The sequence below is a fragment of the Streptomyces sp. NPDC059477 genome (assembly GCF_042749375.1).
GTDB lineage: Bacteria > Actinomycetota > Actinomycetes > Streptomycetales > Streptomycetaceae > Streptomyces.
In genome coordinates this window covers 1-16,868 of sequence record NZ_JBHYUG010000045.1, presented here as the reverse complement: position 1 = coordinate 16,868, position 16,868 = coordinate 1, and the positions used below count along the sequence as shown (strand labels likewise).

At 71.1% G+C, this 16,868-nt stretch carries 17 protein-coding genes; 7 read left to right on the top strand and 10 right to left on the bottom strand.

Annotated features, from left to right (window positions below; translation table 11 throughout):
* Positions 1 to 69: 69 nt before the first annotated feature.
* The 3 genes from ACFXAZ_RS22425 to ACFXAZ_RS22415 all read right to left on the bottom strand — a co-directional run bounded on the left by ACFXAZ_RS22425 (position 70) and on the right by ACFXAZ_RS22415 (position 2,518).
* The gene (locus ACFXAZ_RS22425) at positions 70 to 1,326 is read right to left on the bottom strand and encodes a hypothetical protein (protein ID WP_384593959.1); all 1,257 of its coding nucleotides are present in this window, start codon (positions 1,324 to 1,326) and stop codon (positions 70 to 72) included.
* A 6-nt stretch (positions 1,327 to 1,332) separates the two neighbouring features.
* Complete coding sequence (locus ACFXAZ_RS22420; protein WP_382683869.1) at positions 1,333 to 1,587, bottom strand: MoaD/ThiS family protein; 255 nt, start codon at positions 1,585 to 1,587, stop codon at positions 1,333 to 1,335.
* 79 nt (positions 1,588 to 1,666) lie between these two features.
* A complete protein-coding gene (locus ACFXAZ_RS22415) occupies positions 1,667 to 2,518 on the bottom strand; it encodes an alpha/beta hydrolase (protein WP_384593956.1) in 852 nt (283 codons plus the stop codon).
* 202 nt (positions 2,519 to 2,720) lie between these two features.
* Here ACFXAZ_RS22415 and ACFXAZ_RS22410 point away from each other — a divergent pair, with 202 nt between their 5' ends.
* Positions 2,721 to 3,518: a response regulator transcription factor gene (locus tag ACFXAZ_RS22410; RefSeq protein WP_384593953.1), complete on the top strand. Its 798-nt coding sequence runs from the start codon at positions 2,721 to 2,723 to the stop codon at positions 3,516 to 3,518.
* Between the two features lie 160 nt (positions 3,519 to 3,678).
* Entirely contained in the window at positions 3,679 to 4,701 is a 1,023-nt protein-coding gene (locus ACFXAZ_RS22405) for a LacI family DNA-binding transcriptional regulator (RefSeq protein ID WP_384593950.1), read from the top strand.
* A 26-nt stretch (positions 4,702 to 4,727) separates the two neighbouring features.
* On the opposite strand, the gene ACFXAZ_RS22400 is transcribed toward ACFXAZ_RS22405, so the two are convergent.
* The gene (locus ACFXAZ_RS22400; protein ID WP_384593947.1) at positions 4,728 to 5,141 is read right to left on the bottom strand and encodes an ATP-binding protein; all 414 of its coding nucleotides are present in this window, start codon (positions 5,139 to 5,141) and stop codon (positions 4,728 to 4,730) included.
* Positions 5,142 to 5,341: 200 nt separating this feature from the next.
* Here ACFXAZ_RS22400 and ACFXAZ_RS22395 point away from each other — a divergent pair, with 200 nt between their 5' ends.
* Both ACFXAZ_RS22395 and ACFXAZ_RS22390 read left to right on the top strand, forming a co-directional pair.
* The gene (locus ACFXAZ_RS22395) at positions 5,342 to 6,232 is read left to right on the top strand and encodes a helix-turn-helix domain-containing protein (RefSeq protein ID WP_384593945.1); all 891 of its coding nucleotides are present in this window, start codon (positions 5,342 to 5,344) and stop codon (positions 6,230 to 6,232) included.
* Entirely contained in the window at positions 6,229 to 6,459 is a 231-nt protein-coding gene (locus ACFXAZ_RS22390; protein WP_384593943.1) for a DUF397 domain-containing protein, read from the top strand. The genes ACFXAZ_RS22395 and ACFXAZ_RS22390 overlap by 4 nt, the downstream gene beginning before the upstream one ends.
* Positions 6,460 to 6,492: 33 nt before the next feature.
* On the opposite strand, the gene mshD is transcribed toward ACFXAZ_RS22390, so the two are convergent.
* Both mshD and ACFXAZ_RS22380 read right to left on the bottom strand, forming a co-directional pair.
* A complete protein-coding gene (mshD, locus tag ACFXAZ_RS22385) occupies positions 6,493 to 7,419 on the bottom strand; it encodes a mycothiol synthase (protein ID WP_384593940.1) in 927 nt (308 codons plus the stop codon).
* 106 nt (positions 7,420 to 7,525) lie between these two features.
* Entirely contained in the window at positions 7,526 to 7,672 is a 147-nt protein-coding gene (locus tag ACFXAZ_RS22380; RefSeq protein WP_384593937.1) for a hypothetical protein, read from the bottom strand.
* On the opposite strand from ACFXAZ_RS22380, the gene ACFXAZ_RS22375 reads away from it, so the two are divergent.
* Complete coding sequence (locus tag ACFXAZ_RS22375) at positions 7,666 to 9,468, top strand: bifunctional metallophosphatase/5'-nucleotidase (protein WP_384593934.1); 1,803 nt, start codon at positions 7,666 to 7,668, stop codon at positions 9,466 to 9,468. The two genes, ACFXAZ_RS22380 and ACFXAZ_RS22375, sit on opposite strands and share 7 nt — an antisense overlap.
* An 84-nt stretch (positions 9,469 to 9,552) precedes the next feature.
* On the opposite strand, the gene ACFXAZ_RS22370 is transcribed toward ACFXAZ_RS22375, so the two are convergent.
* From ACFXAZ_RS22370 to ACFXAZ_RS22355, 4 genes are all read right to left on the bottom strand, one after another.
* On the bottom strand, positions 9,553 to 11,019 hold the full coding sequence (locus ACFXAZ_RS22370) for a sensor histidine kinase (RefSeq protein WP_384593931.1): 1,467 nt from the start codon (positions 11,017 to 11,019) through the stop codon (positions 9,553 to 9,555).
* Positions 11,016 to 11,747, bottom strand: a complete 732-nt coding sequence (locus tag ACFXAZ_RS22365) for a response regulator transcription factor (RefSeq protein ID WP_384593928.1) — start codon at positions 11,745 to 11,747, stop codon at positions 11,016 to 11,018. The genes ACFXAZ_RS22370 and ACFXAZ_RS22365 overlap by 4 nt, the downstream gene beginning before the upstream one ends.
* 108 nt (positions 11,748 to 11,855) lie before the next feature.
* Positions 11,856 to 12,053, bottom strand: a complete 198-nt coding sequence (locus tag ACFXAZ_RS22360; protein WP_384593925.1) for a hypothetical protein — start codon at positions 12,051 to 12,053, stop codon at positions 11,856 to 11,858.
* A gap of 168 nt (positions 12,054 to 12,221) precedes the next feature.
* Complete coding sequence (locus tag ACFXAZ_RS22355) at positions 12,222 to 13,421, bottom strand: S1C family serine protease (protein ID WP_384593922.1); 1,200 nt, start codon at positions 13,419 to 13,421, stop codon at positions 12,222 to 12,224.
* A gap of 295 nt (positions 13,422 to 13,716) precedes the next feature.
* Here ACFXAZ_RS22355 and ACFXAZ_RS22350 point away from each other — a divergent pair, with 295 nt between their 5' ends.
* On the top strand, positions 13,717 to 16,074 hold the full coding sequence (locus ACFXAZ_RS22350; RefSeq protein WP_384593919.1) for an RNA degradosome polyphosphate kinase: 2,358 nt from the start codon (positions 13,717 to 13,719) through the stop codon (positions 16,072 to 16,074).
* Positions 16,055 to 16,868: CHAD domain-containing protein (locus ACFXAZ_RS22345; RefSeq protein ID WP_384593916.1), on the top strand; the 814-nt coding region annotated here is incomplete at its 3' end. The genes ACFXAZ_RS22350 and ACFXAZ_RS22345, both read left to right, overlap by 20 nt.

Here is a 16,868-nt window from a genome sequence, read left to right as displayed (position 1 = left end):
GAACCGGCGGGGGCGCGGGGAGGGACAGTTCGGCGCCCCCTCCGCCTCCCCTCCCCCCACCCCTCGGTCTCAGCCGATCGCCCGCCCCAGTACCCACACCACCGGTGCCGCCGCGGCCAGCGGCAGGGCCACGCCCGCGGTGAAGTGCACGAACCTCGACGGGTAGTCGTAGGCGGCGACCCGGTGCCCGATCAGGGCGCCTGCCGCGGCCCCGGCGCCCAGCAGCGCGCCCCCCGCCCCGAGGCCGGTGGCCCCGCCCACCGCGATGCCCGCACCGGCGGCGGCCAGCAGCGCCACCGTGACGGAGGCGGGCGTCGGCAGCGGGAGCGCGCGGGCGAGCAGCGCGATGGCCACGGCGGCGGCCCCGGCGCTCACCGCGGCGGGCTCGGCCGCGAGATACCCGGCCGCGACGATCGCCAGCGCGGCGGAGACCACGGTCGCCATCAGCCCGTACATCCGCTCGTCGGGGTCGGCGTGCGAGCGGAGCTGGAGGACCAGCGTGAGCAGCACCCAGACGCCGAGGGTCCCGAGGATCGCGGCGGGGCCGTGGTCCCGGCCGACCGCGAGCAGTACGGCATCGGCGGCGAGCGCCCCGGCGAAGGCCAGCGCGATGCCCTGCCGGGCCGGCCACATCCCGTTCAGCCGGAACCACCCGGCGGCGGTGACGCCCTGGAGCGCGACGAGGGGGATGAGCAGCGCGTACGGCCCGAAGGGCGCGGCGGCGGCGAGCAGCACCCCCAGCAGCGCGGTGAGCGCGGCGGGCTGCCCGCCGGGCTCGATGATCGGTGACCGGCCTTCGAGCCGGGCGCGCTGGGCGTCGGTGACGCGGGCGTTCCCGGCGAGCGTGGCTGGACCGTACCCGGGCCCCTGCTCTGCTGCCCCGCCCTCGGCGGGCGAAGGCCGCTGACTCTGCGGAGACGGAGACGGAGACGGAGGCGCAGAGGACGAGGGAGAGGGAGAGGGGACGGGAGCGGGCGTGGGCGTGGGAGGCAGATATGAGGTCTGTTCGGCCGCGTTCACCGGGGGGTGCGTCTGGGTCTCCCAGGTCTGCCCCTCCCACTGCTGGGTGTACTGCTGCTGGGCCTGCGGGTCCTCGTAACCCTGCTGCCAGTTGGGGTCGTACGCCTGCGGGTACGGCTGTTGCGGGTACGGCTGTTGCGGGTACGGCTGCTGGGGATACCCCTGCTGTGGATATCCCTGCTCGTACCCCTGGTGGTACGGGTGCTGCCCCTGCTGCCCCTGCTGTTCCTGATAGGGCGGGTTCGGCTGCTGCGCTTGATAGGGGCCCTGATACGGGCCCTGTCCCTCATACGGCTGGTAGCTCATCCGTCGTCATCCTCCTGCGAACGGCGGGAGCACCTCGACCGTGCCGCCCTCGGCCAGCCGTACCGTCTCATGCGCGCGGGTCCCGACGGGGTCGCCGTCGATGAGGAAGGAACAGCGGCGCAGTACGCGGTCCAGTTCCCCGGGGTGCCGCTCGCGCACGGCGGTGAGCAGCGCGGCGAGGTCGGCCGCGTCGTACGGCTCCTCGGCGACCCCGGCGGCGGCCTTCGCGGCGGCCCAGTAGCGCACCGTGACCTTTGCCATCTCGTCCCTCTGTCGGTCCTTCTGCCGGTTCTTCTGCCGGTCCTGGGTCGGACCGGTCCGGCGGTGAACAAGGATCAGGCTAGCCCGCCCGGCGCAGGGCCCAGTGCCCGATGCGGGCGAGGAGTTCGTCGGCGGCGGCGTGCTCGGCGTGCCCCATGCCGCCTTCCAGCCAGAGTTCGCCGTGGTCACCGGCAGCGGCGGCCAGCATGCGGGGGTGGTCGACGGGGAAGTAGCCGTCGCGGTCGCCGTGGACGATGAGCAGCGGGGTCGGGGCGATCCTCGGCACCGCCTCGACCGGGGAGACGGGGACGGGGTCCCAGCCGCCGTTCTGGATGCGGGTGCGCAGGCCGTACCGGCTGACGAGGCGGCCCTCGGGCCGGGTCACCAGCCAGTGCACGCGGCGCATCGGGGCGGTGCCCCGGTAGTACCAGCGGGCCGGGGCGCTCACCGAGACGACGGCCGCGCTCTCGCGCGCGTGCAGCGCCCCGTGCCGCAGCACCACGGAGCCGCCCATGGAGAAGCCGACGGTGACCACGCGCGCGTGCCCCTGTTCCCGCGCCCAGGCGACGGCCGCCGCCAGATCGAGGACCTCACGGTCACCGACGGTCGAGCGCCCGCCGGAGGCGCCGTGGCCTCGGAAGGAGAACGTGACGACGGCACCGTACCGGCGGAGCGCCCGGGCGATGCGACGCACGTGCGGCTTGTCCACGTCCCCGGTGAAGCCATGCGCCACGACGAACGCGATCTGGCCGGAGGGTGACGTCAAAGTGTCGTATACAACGTGACCCCGCTCGTATACGGCCTCGACGCGCACACCGTCCGCCGTCTGCAAAAACGTCCGCGAGGCCGCTGAGCTGGCCGTCTCGGGCGTCTCACTCTGCGGACGGACGGTAGTGGATCGGGCCACATGACCTGCCGGACCGTTGCTCATGTGGGTATTCTGCTGGGCAGAGGACTCGGGCAACGTAGCCCCCGAGTCCTTTTGTGCTTTCGAACGCGTTGTATACGAAACGGGAAACCCCAGGTGACCGGGGGACCGTGGCTGTGTACGGGCCGACGGGATCGCAGCGCAGCGACGCACCGCAGTGACGCACCGCACACGTCCTCGCAGGGACCGAGGAGGAACCAGACATATGAGTTCTCTGCTGCTCCTGACCAACGCCCTCCAGCCGTCGACGGAGGTGCTCCCCGCGCTCGGCCTGCTGCTGCACAACGTGCGGGTGGCCCCCGCCGAGGGCCCCGCCCTCGTCGACACCCCCGGTGCCGACGTCATCCTGATCGACGGCCGCCGCGATCTGCCGCAGGTCCGCAGCCTGTGTCAGCTGTTGCGCTCCACCGGCCCCGGCTGTCCGCTCATCCTGGTCGTGACCGAGGGCGGCCTGGCCGCCGTCACCGCCGACTGGGGCATCGACGACGTCCTGCTCGACACGGCCGGTCCGGCCGAGGTCGAGGCCCGGCTGCGGCTGGCCACCGGCCGTCAGCAGCTGGTCAACGACGACTCCCCCATGGAGATCCGCAACGGCGATCTCTCCGTGGACGAGGCCACCTACAGCGCCAAGCTCAAGGGCCGGGTCCTGGACCTGACCTTCAAGGAGTTCGAGCTGCTGAAGTACCTGGCCCAGCACCCGGGCCGGGTCTTCACCCGCGCCCAGCTGCTCCAGGAGGTGTGGGGGTACGACTACTTCGGCGGCACCCGGACCGTGGATGTGCACGTACGGCGGCTGCGCGCCAAGCTCGGCCCCGAGCACGAGTCGCTGATCGGGACCGTGCGCAACGTCGGCTATCGGTTCGTCACGCCGGAGAAGGTGGAGCGGGCCGCCGACGAGGCCAAGGCGAAGGCCGCGCGGCCGACACCGGAGAGTGCCGGGAGTGCCGGGAGTGCCGACAGCGTGGTCGCCGTGGCGGCCTTGGAGGTCCCGGCCGAGACCTGATGGGCGGGGGGCCGGATCATCGCCCCGGCCCCCGACCGCCCTCGGCGGCGCCCCGGCGGCACCCGAAGGCTTCGGCGAGGCGTTGCTCCCGCACAGAAAGCCCACAGCCGGTACCGCTCTCTCCCTGCCCAGGGCGGATCAATCCGCGTAGACTCCGCGCGTGGCCAAGGTGACTAGAGATGACGTGGCGCGGCTGGCGGGAACGTCCACAGCCGTCGTCAGTTACGTCATCAACAACGGACCCCGGCCGGTCGCCCCGGCCACGCGCGAACGCGTGCTCGCCGCCATCAAGGAGCTGGGCTACCGCCCGGACCGGGTGGCACAGGCCATGGCGTCCCGGCGTACCGATCTCATAGGTCTGATCGTGCCGGACGCACGCCAGCCGTTCTTCGCGGAGATGGCGCACGCGGTCGAGCAGGCCGCGTCCGAGCGCGGGAAAATGGTGCTGGTCGGGAACTCCGACTACGTGGGCGAGCGCGAGGTCCACTATCTGCGCGCCTTCCTGGGGATGCGGGTCTCCGGCCTGATCCTGGTCAGCCACGCGCTGAACGACCTGGCGGCGGCGGAGATCGACGCGTGGGACGCCCGGGTGGTGCTGCTCCATGAGCGCCCCGAGGCGATCGACGACGTGGCGGTCGTCCTGGACGACGTGGCGGGCGCCCGCGCGGCCGTCGCGCATTTGCTGGAGCACGGCTACGCGTACGTGGCCTGTGTCGGCGGCACCGCGGACACCCCGGCGGTGGGCGACCCGGTCTCCGACCATGTCGAGGGCTGGCGCCAGGCGATGACCGACGCCGGGCTGCCGACCGAGGGCCGGGTCTTCGAGGCCCCGTACAACCGCTACGACGCCTATCGCATCGGCCTGGAGATCCTCTCCGGCCCGAACCGCCCGCCCGCCGTCTTCTGCTCGACCGACGACCAGGCCATCGGCCTGCTCCGGGCGGCCCGCGAACTGCGCATCGACGTCCCCGGCGAGCTGGGGGTGGCCGGCTTCGACGACATCAAGGAAGCGGCCCTGACCGACCCGCCCCTGACGACGGTAGCCTCCGACCGCTCCGGCATGGCCCGCGCGGCGGTGGACCTCGTCCTGGACGACGGCCTGCGCGTCGCCGGTTCCCGCCGGGAACGGGTGAAGGTCTTCCCGACCAGCCTGGTCACCCGGAGATCCTGCGGCTGCGAGTAGCCACCGCCCGGCGGTAGGGGGCAGCCCTACGGGCGTTCCCTGTCGATGAGCAATTCGGCCCAGACGACTTTCCCCTCGCCCTTGTGGGCACAGCCCCAGTCCCGCGCGAGCGCGTCGACGAGGAACATGCCTCTTCCTGTCGTGGCACCGGCGTCACCAAGGGTGGGCCACTGCGGAGGCGTCTCGATCTCGGTGTCCCGCACGGAGATCGCGAGAATGCCTCCGTGAAGCTCCAGGGTCACGGAGTACGACCCCGAGGAACTGGCGTGGCACACCGCGTTGCCCGCCAGTTCGCTCGCGACGAGAACGGCGTTCTCCGCGCTCTCGTTGCCGTGCGGTTCGATACCCCGGGACGCCAGTAACTCCCGTACCTGTGTGCGCACTTGGGCGACAGATTCGGGCCTGGTGGGATACTGGCGACGCGTGGACTGTTCGGGCATGGCGCACCCCTATGACGACCAGTGCGTACGGATGGCCCGCGTTCGGTTACGGAGCGCGAGTAGTTGCAAGTCTGCGAATGCCACGCCTTGCGTGCAAGCTTGCAAATCGATGTTCCCTCGTACGAGGGACACGCGCTTGCCCTGGCCCGCACCGCGGTTGGACCCTCTGGGGATGTCACACAACGGATGGGGGACCTGCGATGGCTAGCCAGCCGCGTGAACCAACCGCGCGTCAGGTCCGGCTGGGGCGTGTCCTCAAGGCGCTGCGGGTGGACGGAGGACACGGCTCCCAGGACTCCGTCGCCGAAGCGCTGGGGTGGTCCGAGAGCAAGGTCAGCCGCATCGAGAGCGCCAAGATCGGAATCACGGACCATGATCTGACCCGGCTGCTCGACCTGTACCAGTTGGACAACGAGGACCAGCAGGCGTACATCTGGCAACTCAAACGCGGTGGAAATCAGCCGGGTTGGGAAAGCAAGGTGCGCCGCACGGTGCCTTCCGGATACGCCGATTACATCGGGTACGAGGATTACGCGGTGGAGACGTACAACGTCGAAACCGTCCTGATCCCGGGGTTGTTGCAGACGCGGGAATACGCGGCGGCGATTCTCGACCACCATCTGCCGGACCTCGCCAAGGACGAGAGGGAGGCCCGGCTGACCATTCGCGAGCGCCGCCAGGCCGTGTTCTCCCGCCCGACCCCCTTGATTTTCTGGGGAGTTGTCTCGGAGTCCGCGTTCCGGCACGTGATCGGCTCTCGCGAGATCATGGCGGCCCAGCTGGAACACCTGGTCACCACCGGCGAGAAACACCCGCACACGATCCATCTGCTGGTGCTGCCGGAAGCAGCCGCGAGCCACGCGGCGCTCTTCGGCGGCTCTTTCGTGGTACTGAGCTTCCCGGAGCGGTGGGAACCCGACATCGTCTATGTCGAAGGTCTCACCTCGACCCGGTTCATCAAGGATTCCGCCGAGGTACGGGAGTACGGGCAGCTCTTCAGACGGCTCATGGCGGACGCCCTGCGCGGCGCCGAGTCGGCCGCACTGATCCGGAAGTACCGGGACTCCTACAACAAGGGACAGGTTCCATGACTGATCACGTCATCGATGACGCCTCGGCGCTGGACGCCCAGTGGCAGCGAGCCGAAGCCTCCGGCGGCAATGGGAACTGCTTCGAATTCGCGTCCATAGACGGCAAAGTCGCCGTCCGTCACAGCAAAGCCCCCCACGGCCCCGCGCTCCTCTTCACCACCTCCGAACTCGCCGCCATGCTCGACGGAGCCCGCAACGGCGAGTTCGACCACCTCACCCGGCCGTAGCCCGGACATGGTTCAGATGCCGGGCGGTGGCGCTCAGGTCTCCGTCCGGTACATCAGATCCGTCTCGTACGTCGTGAAGCCCAGCCGCTCGTACACCGTCACCGCCGCCTTGTTGTCCGCGTCGACGTAGAGCATCGCCGTCGGGACGCCCTGGGCCGCGAGGTGGCGGAGGCCGATCGTGGTGAGGGACTTGCCGAGGCCGCCGCCCTGCGCGGTGGGGGACACGCCGACGACGTACACCTCGCCCAGTTGCTCCTCGGCGTGGACCTTGGTCCAGTGGAAGCCGATGACCGTGCCCGCGCGCTCGGCGAGGAAGAAGCCCGCCGGGTCGAACCACGGCTCGGACATGCGGTCGTCCAGGTCGCGCTGGGTCAGCGAGCCCTGCTCGGGGTGGTGCGCGAAGGCCGCGGAGTTCACCGCCAGCCATGCCGCGTCGTCCTGGCCGGGGACGAAGGTGCGCACGCTCACGCCGGGCGCGAGGACCGGGTCGGGGAGTTCCAGGCCGGTCAACGGGCGGCGCATCTGGCGCAGTTCGCGGAACAGGGTGAGGCCCAGGACCTGGGCCAGATGACGGGCCGCCGCGTGACCGCCGTGCGCCCAGACCCGCAGCCGCTTGCCGGACGCGGCCAGCAGGGCGGCGCCCAGCGCGCGGCCATGGCCCCGGCCGCGATGCTCGGGGTGCACGACCAGTTCGGCGGCCGGCGCCTCCACCGGGTCGGTGTCCTCCAGCTGCGCGTATCCGACGAGTTCGCCCGCCAGTGTGAGCAGGAGATGGGAGACGCCCGGACGCGCCCCGCCGCGCAACTGGAGCCGGCCCTGCTCCGACACCGCCTGCTGGCCGTCGTGGCGCGCGGCCTCCGTGAGCAGGTCGAGGACGGCCTCGATCTGCTCCGGGGCCAGCGCGGCATGGGTCTCGATGGTCCGGGCCTGGCCCTGGCGTGCGCTGTCGTCGCTGGTCATGCCTACGAGGGTACGGGGCCGCCCGCGCGATCGTGGCGGCCTGCCATTGGGGCGGCGGAAACCAAGAAGTAACCCGGTAACCCCTGTCGCGCTACGCGCGTTGACTCTAGGCTGCCGCCCGGACGAGACCTGCCTCAGCGGGCCTCGGGCCCACCACCAGATCCACCACCAGATCCACCACCAGATCCATCAGCAGATCCACCGACAAGTCCACCGGCAGATCCACGCAGACCCACAGGGGGGCGCATGCCACTCACCACCCATCAGCCCGACCGCCGCGGCAGACGCGGCCGGACCCGGCTGCTCGCCGCCGTCGCCGGCCTGACCACCGCGGGCGCGCTCGCCGCCGCGCTTCCCGGCACCGCCAGCGCCGGAGAGGCCCAGCACAAGCCGGGCCGCTACCAGGACGTGCAACTGCTGTCCTTCAACGACCTGCACGGCAATCTGGAGCCGCCCGCCGGGTCCTCCGGCCGGGTCACCGAACTCCAGCCCGACGGCACCACGAAGACCATCGACGCGGGCGGTGTCGAGTACCTCGCCACCCATCTGCGCGAGGCCCGCGAGGGCGAGAAGTACTCCATCACGGCGGCCGGCGGCGACCTGGTCGGCGCCTCCCCGCTGATCTCCGGTCTCTTCCACGACGAGCCCACCATCGAGGCGCTGAACAAGCTCGACCTCGATGTCACCTCGGTCGGCAACCACGAGTTCGACGAGGGCGCCAAGGAACTGTCCCGGCTCCAGAACGGCGGCTGCCACCCCACCGCGGGCTGCTACACCGACAAGAAGTTCAAGGGCGCCGACTTCCCCTACCTCGCCGCCAACGTGCTCGACGAGAAGACCAAGAAGCCGGTCCTCAAGCCCTACTGGGTCTGGAAGCAGAACGGCGTCAAGGTCGGCTTCATCGGCGTCACCCTGGAGGCCACGCCCGACATCGTCTCCGCCGAGGGCGTCAAGGGCCTCACCTTCAAGGACGAGGTCGAGACCATCAACAAGTACGCCCAGGAGCTTCAGCGCCAGGGCGTCAAGTCCATCGTCGCCCTCGTCCACGAAGGCGGCTTCCCGGCCTCGTCGTCGTACAACTACGACTGTGACTCCCCGGGCGCCGGCGACGGTATCTCCGGCCCCATCGCCGAGATCGCCGAGAATGTCTCCCCGCAGGTCGACGCGCTGGTCACCGGTCACACCCACGCCGCCTATGTGTGCACCGTGCCCGACCCGGCGGGCAACCCCCGCATGGTCACCTCGGCCTCGTCCTTCGGCCGCCTCTACACCGACACCACGCTGACCTACGACCGGTGGACCGGGGACATCGCCCGTACGGCGGTCACCTCCGCCAACCACGTCGTCAGCCGTGACGTGGAGAAGGCGCCGGACATGACGTCCCTGATCGGCAAGTGGAACGCCCTCGCGGCCCCCATCGGCAACCGCGCCATCGGCTACATCTCCGCCGACATCAACAACTCCGGCACCGAGTCCCCGCTGGGCGACCTCATCGCCGACTCCCAGCTCGCCCACGGCAAGGGCCTGGACCCGGCGGCCGATGTCGCCCTGATGAACCCCGGCGGCATCCGCGCGCCCCTGACCTACGCGGCCAAGGCGGGCGAGGGTGACGGCGTGGTGACGTACGCGGAGGGCTTCACGGTCCAGCCGTTCGCCAACACCGTCAATCTCCAGGACCTCACCGGCGCCCAGCTGATCCAGGTGCTGAAGGAGCAGGTCAGCGGGGCCAACGCGGCCTCCCCGAAGATCCTCCAGCCGTCCGCCGGACTGACGTACACGCTGGATCTGACCAAGACGGGCGCGGACCGGGTGGTGACCGACTCGATCAGGCTGGGCGGCTCCCCGATCGACCCCTCGGCGGTCTACCGCGTCGTCACCAACAACTTCCTCGCGGGCGGCGGCGACGGCTTCCCGACCCTCGCCCTCGGCACCAACGACCTGGTCGGCTCGGACGACCTGACCGCGCTGGAGCAGTACCTGACGGCGAATTCCTCCGCCGCCGACCCGATCGCGCCGCCCGCGGCCGACCGGATCACCGTCGTGCGGTAGCCACAGCCGTTCGGTTCAGAAGTGACGTACGAGGCGGGGTCCGGGGCCACCCGGCCCCCGCCTCTCGTTCGCTCCCCGCCCGTTCTACGACATCCCCGGTGTTTCCGGTGTTTCCGGCGGGGGCATCGGCGCCCCCGGCAGCCGTACCGTCGCCACCGTGCCGCCGCCCTCCGCGTGGGCCAGGGTGACCTCGCCGCCCGCCTGGTGGATCGTACGGACCACGATGGACAGGCCCAGGCCCGAGCCGGGGAGGGCGCGGGCGCTCGGGGAGCGCCAGAAGCGGTCGAAGACGTGCGGGAGTTCCTCGGCGGGGATGCCGGGGCCGTGGTCGCGGACGGTGAGGATGCCGCTGCCCAGCACGACCTCGATGGTGCCGCCCTCGGGGCTGAACTTCACCGCGTTGTCCAGGATGTTGACGACGGCCCGCTCCAGCGCGGCGGGCTCCGCGCGGACGTACCAGGGGTGGAGGTCGGCGGTGATCGTCAGCTCCGGGCCGCGCAGCCGGGCCCGGCGCAGGGCGCTCTCGACGGTGTCCTCGAACGACACCACCTGCACCCGCTCGCCACGCTGGCCCTCCGAGCGGGACAGCTCCTGGAGATCGCCTATCAACGCGGCCAGCTCGGTCATCTGCGCCTTGACGGAGGCGAGCAGCGCCTTGCGGTCGGCCTCCGGGAGCGGTCGGCCGGTCTCCTCGCTGCGGGTGAGGAGTTCGATGTTGGTACGGAGGGAGGTGAGGGGGGTGCGCAGTTCATGGCCCGCGTCCGCGATGAGCTGTTGCTGGAGTTCGCGGGAACTGGCCAGCGCGGAGGTCATGGAGTTGAAGGAACGGGAGAGCCGGGCCACCTCGTCCTCGCTGTCCTGGTCGACGGGGATGCGGACGGTGAGGTCTTCCGTGCGGGCCACGTGTTCGACGGCTTCCGTCAGCTTGTCGACGGGGCGCAGTCCGGCGCGGGCCACTGCGAGCCCGGCGGCGCCCGCGCCGAGGACTCCCACGCCGGAGGCGATGAGCAGGACCAGCGCGAGTTCGTTGAGGGTGTTGTAGGTCTCCTTCAGCGGCACCCCGACCTGGAGGGCGACATCGGGGACGAGCTGGGAGACGGGGCCGGTGCGCAAGGTGATCGGCGAGGTCTTCACCCGTACCTCGTTGCCCTGCGCGTCCGTGGTGTTGTGGAAGGCGGGCTTGCGCTCGGGGTTGGCCGCCACCTCCTGATCCTGGGACATGACCTTGAGGACACCCGTCGAGTTGCTGAAGACGCAGGCGGTGCCGTCCGCCTTGGCGACCTGTATGTAGTAGTCCCTGGGTTGCAGGTCCCCAGGGGCGTCCGACACCTCCTGCGGACACGCGGTCAGCAGCGCCGACAGCTGCGCCTCGTTCAGTTCCAGATTGGCCGAGTCGAGCTGCGTGTCCACCTGCTCGTACAGCTTCTGCTGCACCACGAACCAGGCGGTCACCGACACCGCCGCCACCGCGAACGCCACCGCCGCCGCCACCAGCAGGGCCAGCCGGGAACGGATCGGGAGGGATCGCAGGCGGCGGGCGACCTTGTTCACTCGGCGCCGCCCTGGCGCAGGACATACCCCACGCCCCGCACGGTGTGCACGAGACGCGGCTCGCCGCCCGCCTCGGTCTTGCGGCGCAGATACATGACGTACACGTCGAGGGAGTTGGAGGACGGCTCGAAGTCGAAGCCCCAGACCGCCTTCAGGATCTGCTCACGGGTGAGCACCTGGCGCGGGTGTGCCATGAACATCTCCAGCAGGGTGAACTCGGTACGGGTCAGCTCGACCTGCCGACCGCCGCGCGTCACCTCCCGCGTCGCCAGATCCATCCGCAGATCGCCGAAGCTGAGCGCCTCGTCGTCGGGGACGTTGCCGTTCGCCGACGCGTAGGTGCTGCGGCGCAGCAGCGCGCGGATCCGGGCGAACAGCTCGTCCAGCTCGAAGGGCTTGACCAGGTAGTCGTCCGCCCCGGCGTCCAGGCCGGTGACCCGGTCGCCCACGGTGTCGCGGGCCGTCAGCATCAGGATCGGGGTGGTGTCGCCCGCCCCGCGGATCCGGCGGGCGGCGGTCAGGCCGTCCATGCGGGGCATCTGGATGTCGAGGACCACCAGGTCGGGCCGGTAGGCGCCGGCCTTCTCCAGCGCGTCGGCGCCGTCGACCGCGACCTGGGTGTCGTAGCCCTCGAAGGCAAGGCTGCGCTGGAGCGCTTCGCGCACGGCGGGCTCGTCGTCGACGATCAGGATGCGCTGGGGGTCGCGGTCGCCATCGGCGGGGCTCATGCTCATGTCCTCGGGTGCGGTGGGAAGGGGCCGGTCCGACGTTCTCAGCATTCAGCCTCGCACGTCAGCCGGTCGTGCCGGAATGTCCTGGTCGTACGGCGGCGGATGTCAGCCGCGCAGGGCGGGCCGGCGCCGGGCCTTGGCGCGGTGGGTGCCGGAGCCGCTGCCCGCGGGTGCCAGCTCGGGGGCCCGGGTGACCGGCCCGTGCAGTCGGCCGGCCACCTCCAGGGCGAGGGCGAATCCGGCCGGGTCGTGACCGGGGGCGCTGTGCTCGATCCGCCGGACCCTGTCGATCTCGTAGCGCATGTCGTGCTCCTAGCTGGTCGTGCTGGTCGTGCTCCTGGTTGCTGGTGCCGGTGGTGCCGCGGGCCGCTGGTGCCGGTCGGTACTGTGCTGGACGCTGATGCCGGTCGGTACTGCTGGCCGCTGGCCGCTGGTGCCGACGTGCTGCCGGCCGTGCCGGCCGCCCCGCCGTCAGCTGCCGCTGCCGCCCGCCTGGAGGGTGCTCAGGTCGCTCTTCACGGTGTTGATCGGGATGGCGAAGCCGAGGCCGACGCTGCCCGCGGTGGAGGAGGAACCGGCCGCCGAGTACATGGCCGAGTTGATCCCGATGATGTTGCCGTTCATGTCGATCAGCGCGCCGCCGGAGTTGCCCGGGTTGAGCGAGGCGTCGGTCTGGAGGGCCTTGTACGTCGTCGTGGACGACCCGGTGTCGCCGTTGAACTGCTGGCCGCCGAACTCGAACGGCCAGCCGCCGCCCTGCTGCTGCTGGGGCTGCTGTCCCTCGCCGGTGGAGACGGTCACATCGCGGTCGAGCGCGGAGACGATACCGCTGGTCACCGTGCCGGTCAGGCCCTCGGGCGAGCCGATCGCCACGACCTCGTCGCCGACCTGGACACCATCGGAGTTGCCGAGGGTGGCCGCCTTGAGGCCGGAGGCGTTGTCCAGCTTGATCAGGGCGAGGTCCTTGGCCGGGTCGGTGCCGACGACCTGGGCGCTGTACTGCTTGCCGTCGTCGGTGGTGACCTGGATCTGGGAGGCGCCGGTGATCACGTGGTTGTTGGTGATGATCTCGCCGTCACTGGTGATGATCACGCCCGAGCCGGTGGAGGAGCCGGCGTTGGAGGTGGCGTTGATCTCGACGATGCTCGGGCTGACCGCCGAGGCGACCCCCGCGACCGTGCCCTGCTGGCTGGACGGCACCACACTGGTGCTGGAGGAGCTGGTGGCGACGGTGTCGTTGCCGCCGGTCAGCTCCTGGATGCCGTACGCGGTGCCGCCGCCGATCATCGCCGCCACGATCGCCACGGCCGCGATCAGCGCCACCGGACCCCGGCCGCGCCCCCGCCGGGCGGAACGGGCGACCGGCTCGTTCAGCAGCGCGGTGGCCCCGGTGCCGGGCTCCGGCTGTCCGGCCATCGGCTGGTACGGGGGCGGCGGGGGCCACTCCGGGTTCACGGGGGAGGACGCCGGTGCCTGCGACGGGACGCCGGACGGGGTGTCCGAAGAAGAGGGGGAAGAAGACGAGTGCTGCGCGGCCCCCTGGTACGGGTCCGCGGCCTGGTAGGGGTTCCCGGGCGACTCCCCGGGCGAGGAAGCGTGCTGCTGGGCGCCCTGGTGAGGGTTCGTGTACTCGCTGTCGTACTCGCCGTCGCGGCGGAAGCTCTCGGTCATGTCCATGAGCTTGTCCGCCGCCCATGAGAGCTTCCTGAGCGCTCGCTGAGAAGCCCGGCAGAACCTTGTTTGCCCGATATAAGGCCGCTTCTCGCGGTCCATGGGGGCCCCTCAGGAAAGCCTCATAGAGCCCGGTCACGGCAAGGAGGGCCTAGGGCCATTGTGGGACGTATGTTCGGGGACGTACGGAAAGAGTGCGGCCACGCTGCGGAGGTCCCCTGCGAGCCGCCCCCCGCTATCCCGCACGTCATGTCTCCGTAACCATTGATTCAGACGGTCTTGCGACGCTCAGCGAATGAACCCCGCCGTGCCCGAGCCGTCGCCGCCCCCGGAGGCAATCGTCGTCGCGCTCCCGCCCGTCGCGCTCCCGCCCGCGCGCTCCGACGCGCCCATTGGCGTCCGCGCGCGGAACAATGGGTCCATGAGCCAGCAAACCACCCCCGACGCAGAGATCCAGCACCCGCAGCCCTCCGTGGGCTCCATCGCGGCCCACCGCACGAACACGGTCGCCGCCACGGTCTCCGATCTGGAGCCCGACATAGACGCCGACCTCGACGCGTACGAGGAGTCCGGCGAGGGGGACCAGCTGCCGCAGGGCCGCTTCCTCGACCGGGAGCGCAGCTGGCTCGCCTTCAACGAGCGCGTCCTGGAACTCGCCGAGGACCCGAACACCCCGCTCCTGGAGCGCGCCAACTTCCTCGCGATCTTCGCGAGCAACCTGGACGAGTTCTTCATGGTCCGGGTGGCCGGACTGAAGCGCCGGATCGCCACAGGCGTCGCCACCCGCTCCGCCTCCGGCCTCCAGCCCACCCAGGTGCTGGAGATGATCTGGGCCCGCTCCCGCGAGCTGATGGCCCGGCACGCCGCCTGCTTCCACGAGGACGTCGCCCCGGCCCTCGCCGAGGAAGGCATCCACCTGGTCCGCTGGAACGAACTCACCGAGAAGGAGCAGGCCCGCCTGTTCACTCTCTTCCGGCACCAGATCTTCCCGGTCCTCACCCCGCTGGCCGTCGACCCGGCCCACCCCTTCCCGTACATCTCCGGCCTCTCCCTGAACCTGGCCGTCGTCGTACGCAACCCGGTCAGCGGCCACCGGCACTTCGCCCGGGTGAAGGTCCCGCCGCTGCTCTCCCGCTTCCTGGAAAGCTCCCCCGGCCGGTCCGTCCCCATCGAGGACGTCATAGCCGCCCACCTGGAGGAACTCTTCCCGGGCATGGAGGTGCTGGAGCACCACGCCTTCCGGATCACCCGCAACGAGGATCTTGAGGTCGAGGAGGACGACGCCGAGAACCTGCTCCAGGCCCTGGAGAAGGAGCTGATGCGGCGCCGCTTCGGGCCGCCGGTGCGCCTGGAGGTCGAGGAGTCCATCCACCGCGAGGTGCTCGACCTGCTGGTGCGCGAGCTGAAGATCACCGAGGCCGAGGTCTATCCGCTGCCCGGCCCGCTCGACCTCACCGGCCTGTTCCGCATCCACGGCCTGGACCGGCCCGAGCTGAAGTACCGCAAGTTCATCGCGGGCACCCACCGGGACCTGGCCGAGGTCGAGTCGGCCTCCGCGCCGGACATCTTCGGCGCCCTGCGCCAGCGCGACGTCCTGCTGCACCATCCGTACGACAGCTTCTCCACCTCCGTCCAGGCGTTCCTGGAGCAGGCGGCCAAGGACCCCGACGTCCTCGCCATCAAGCAGACCCTGTACCGCACCTCCGGCGACTCCCCCATCGTGGACGCGCTGATAGAGGCCGCGGAGGCGGGCAAGCAGGTCCTGGTCCTGGTGGAGATCAAGGCCCGCTTCGACGAGCACGCCAACATCGAGTGGGCCCGCAAGCTGGAGGAGGCCGGCTGCCATGTCGTCTACGGCCTGGTCGGCCTCAAGACCCACTGCAAGCTGTCCCTGGTGGTCCGCCAGGAGGGCGAGACGCTCCGCCGGTACTGCCATGTCGGCACCGGCAACTACCACCCCAAGACCGCCCGGCTGTACGAGGACCTCGGACTGCTGACCGCCGACCCACAGGTCGGCGCGGACCTGTCCGACCTGTTCAACCGGCTCTCCGGCTACTCCCGCCGGGAGACCTACCGCCGGCTGCTGGTCGCCCCCCGCTCCTTGCGGGACGGCCTGATCTCACGGATCAACAAGGAGGTCCAGCACCACCGTGCCGGACGTCCCGCGTATGTCCGTATCAAGGTCAACTCGATCGTCGACGAAGCCCTCATCGACGCCCTGTACCGGGCGTCGCAGGCAGGCGTGCCGATCGATGTCTGGGTGCGCGGCATCTGCGCGCTGCGCCCCGGAGTGACGGGGCTGTCGGAGAACATCCGGGTCCGCTCGATCCTCGGCCGCTTCCTGGAACACTCCCGGGTCTTCGGCTTCGGCAACGGCGGCGAACCCGAGGTGTGGCTCGGCAGCGCCGACATGATGCACCGCAACCTCGACCGCCGCATCGAGGCCCTCGTGCGGGTCGTGGACCCGGCCCACCGCGCCGCCCTCAACCGGCTGCTGGAGACGGGTATGTCCGACGCCACCGCTTCCTGGCACCTGGGCCCGGACGGCGAGTGGACCCGGCATGCGACCGATGCCGACGGCGGGCCCCTGCGGAACATCCAGGAGATGCTCATAGACGCCCGGAGGCGCCGGCGTGGCACAGCAACACCTTGATCCGACGGACCCGATGGCCGGGGCGGTGACCGGGGAGGCCCTCGCGGGCTACCTGCGCGCCCAGGCCATGGAGTTCCTCCGCGCCCTGCGGCTCCACCGGGAGACCGGCACGGGGGCGCACGGCAACGGCACGGAGGAGTCCGTCGACGCGGCGCGCGCCCTGCGCCGCTCGGCCCGCCGCATCAGCGGCAGCCTGCACACCTTCCGCCCCCTCCTCGACCCCGACTGGTCGGAAGGCATGCGCCCCGAACTGGCCTGGCTCTCCGGCACCCTCGCCCTGGAACACGCCTACGAGTCCCGCCTGGACCGCCTGCTCAACGCCCTGCACCGCCTGTCGGGCTCCACCCCCCTCCCACCCCAGCCCGCACCGGCGAAGCCCGGCACACCGACGGGCAGTCGCGCCACCAGCACGACAACGGGCAGCCACCCAGCCGACGTGACCGCGAGCGGTCGCACCACGGAGGCGGGTGGGGGCAGTCGCGGCCCGGATGGGGCTACGGGCAGCCGAGCCACCGATGTGGCGGGGGGCAGTCGCGCCACGGATGCGGGTGGGAGCGGTCGCGGCCCGGATGGGGCTGCGGCTGCGGCTACGGGCAGTCGCGCCACGGACGTGCCCCTGGGCAGCCGCGCCGCCCACCTGGCCGCGGGCAGCCGCCCCACCGACCTGGCCGCGGGCAGCCGCGCCGCCCACGTGGCTGCGGGCAGTCGTGCCGCGGCCGACAAGCGGGTCACCCCGGGCGAGCGAATCCTCGACCGGGGCAGCGTGGCCGGGGGGGGGGCCCCCGCACGAGCCC

Coding starts and splice junctions, on each gene's coding strand:
- ACFXAZ_RS22425 (WP_384593959.1), bottom strand. CDS start 1,326: ATGAGCTACCAGCCGTATGAGGGACAGGGCCCGTATCAGGGCCCCTAT.
- ACFXAZ_RS22420 (WP_382683869.1), bottom strand. CDS start 1,587: ATGGCAAAGGTCACGGTGCGCTACTGGGCCGCCGCGAAGGCCGCCGCC.
- ACFXAZ_RS22415 (WP_384593956.1), bottom strand. CDS start 2,518: ATGAGCAACGGTCCGGCAGGTCATGTGGCCCGATCCACTACCGTCCGT.
- ACFXAZ_RS22410 (WP_384593953.1), top strand. CDS start 2,721: ATGAGTTCTCTGCTGCTCCTGACCAACGCCCTCCAGCCGTCGACGGAG.
- ACFXAZ_RS22400 (WP_384593947.1), bottom strand. CDS start 5,141: ATGCCCGAACAGTCCACGCGTCGCCAGTATCCCACCAGGCCCGAATCT.
- ACFXAZ_RS22395 (WP_384593945.1), top strand. CDS start 5,342: ATGGCTAGCCAGCCGCGTGAACCAACCGCGCGTCAGGTCCGGCTGGGG.
- ACFXAZ_RS22390 (WP_384593943.1), top strand. CDS start 6,229: ATGACTGATCACGTCATCGATGACGCCTCGGCGCTGGACGCCCAGTGG.
- mshD (WP_384593940.1), bottom strand. CDS start 7,419: ATGACCAGCGACGACAGCGCACGCCAGGGCCAGGCCCGGACCATCGAG.
- ACFXAZ_RS22375 (WP_384593934.1), top strand. CDS start 7,666: ATGCCACTCACCACCCATCAGCCCGACCGCCGCGGCAGACGCGGCCGG.
- ACFXAZ_RS22365 (WP_384593928.1), bottom strand. CDS start 11,747: ATGAGCCCCGCCGATGGCGACCGCGACCCCCAGCGCATCCTGATCGTC.
- ACFXAZ_RS22360 (WP_384593925.1), bottom strand. CDS start 12,053: ATGCGCTACGAGATCGACAGGGTCCGGCGGATCGAGCACAGCGCCCCC.
- ACFXAZ_RS22355 (WP_384593922.1), bottom strand. CDS start 13,421: ATGACCGAGAGCTTCCGCCGCGACGGCGAGTACGACAGCGAGTACACG.
- ACFXAZ_RS22350 (WP_384593919.1), top strand. CDS start 13,717: ATGAACCCCGCCGTGCCCGAGCCGTCGCCGCCCCCGGAGGCAATCGTC.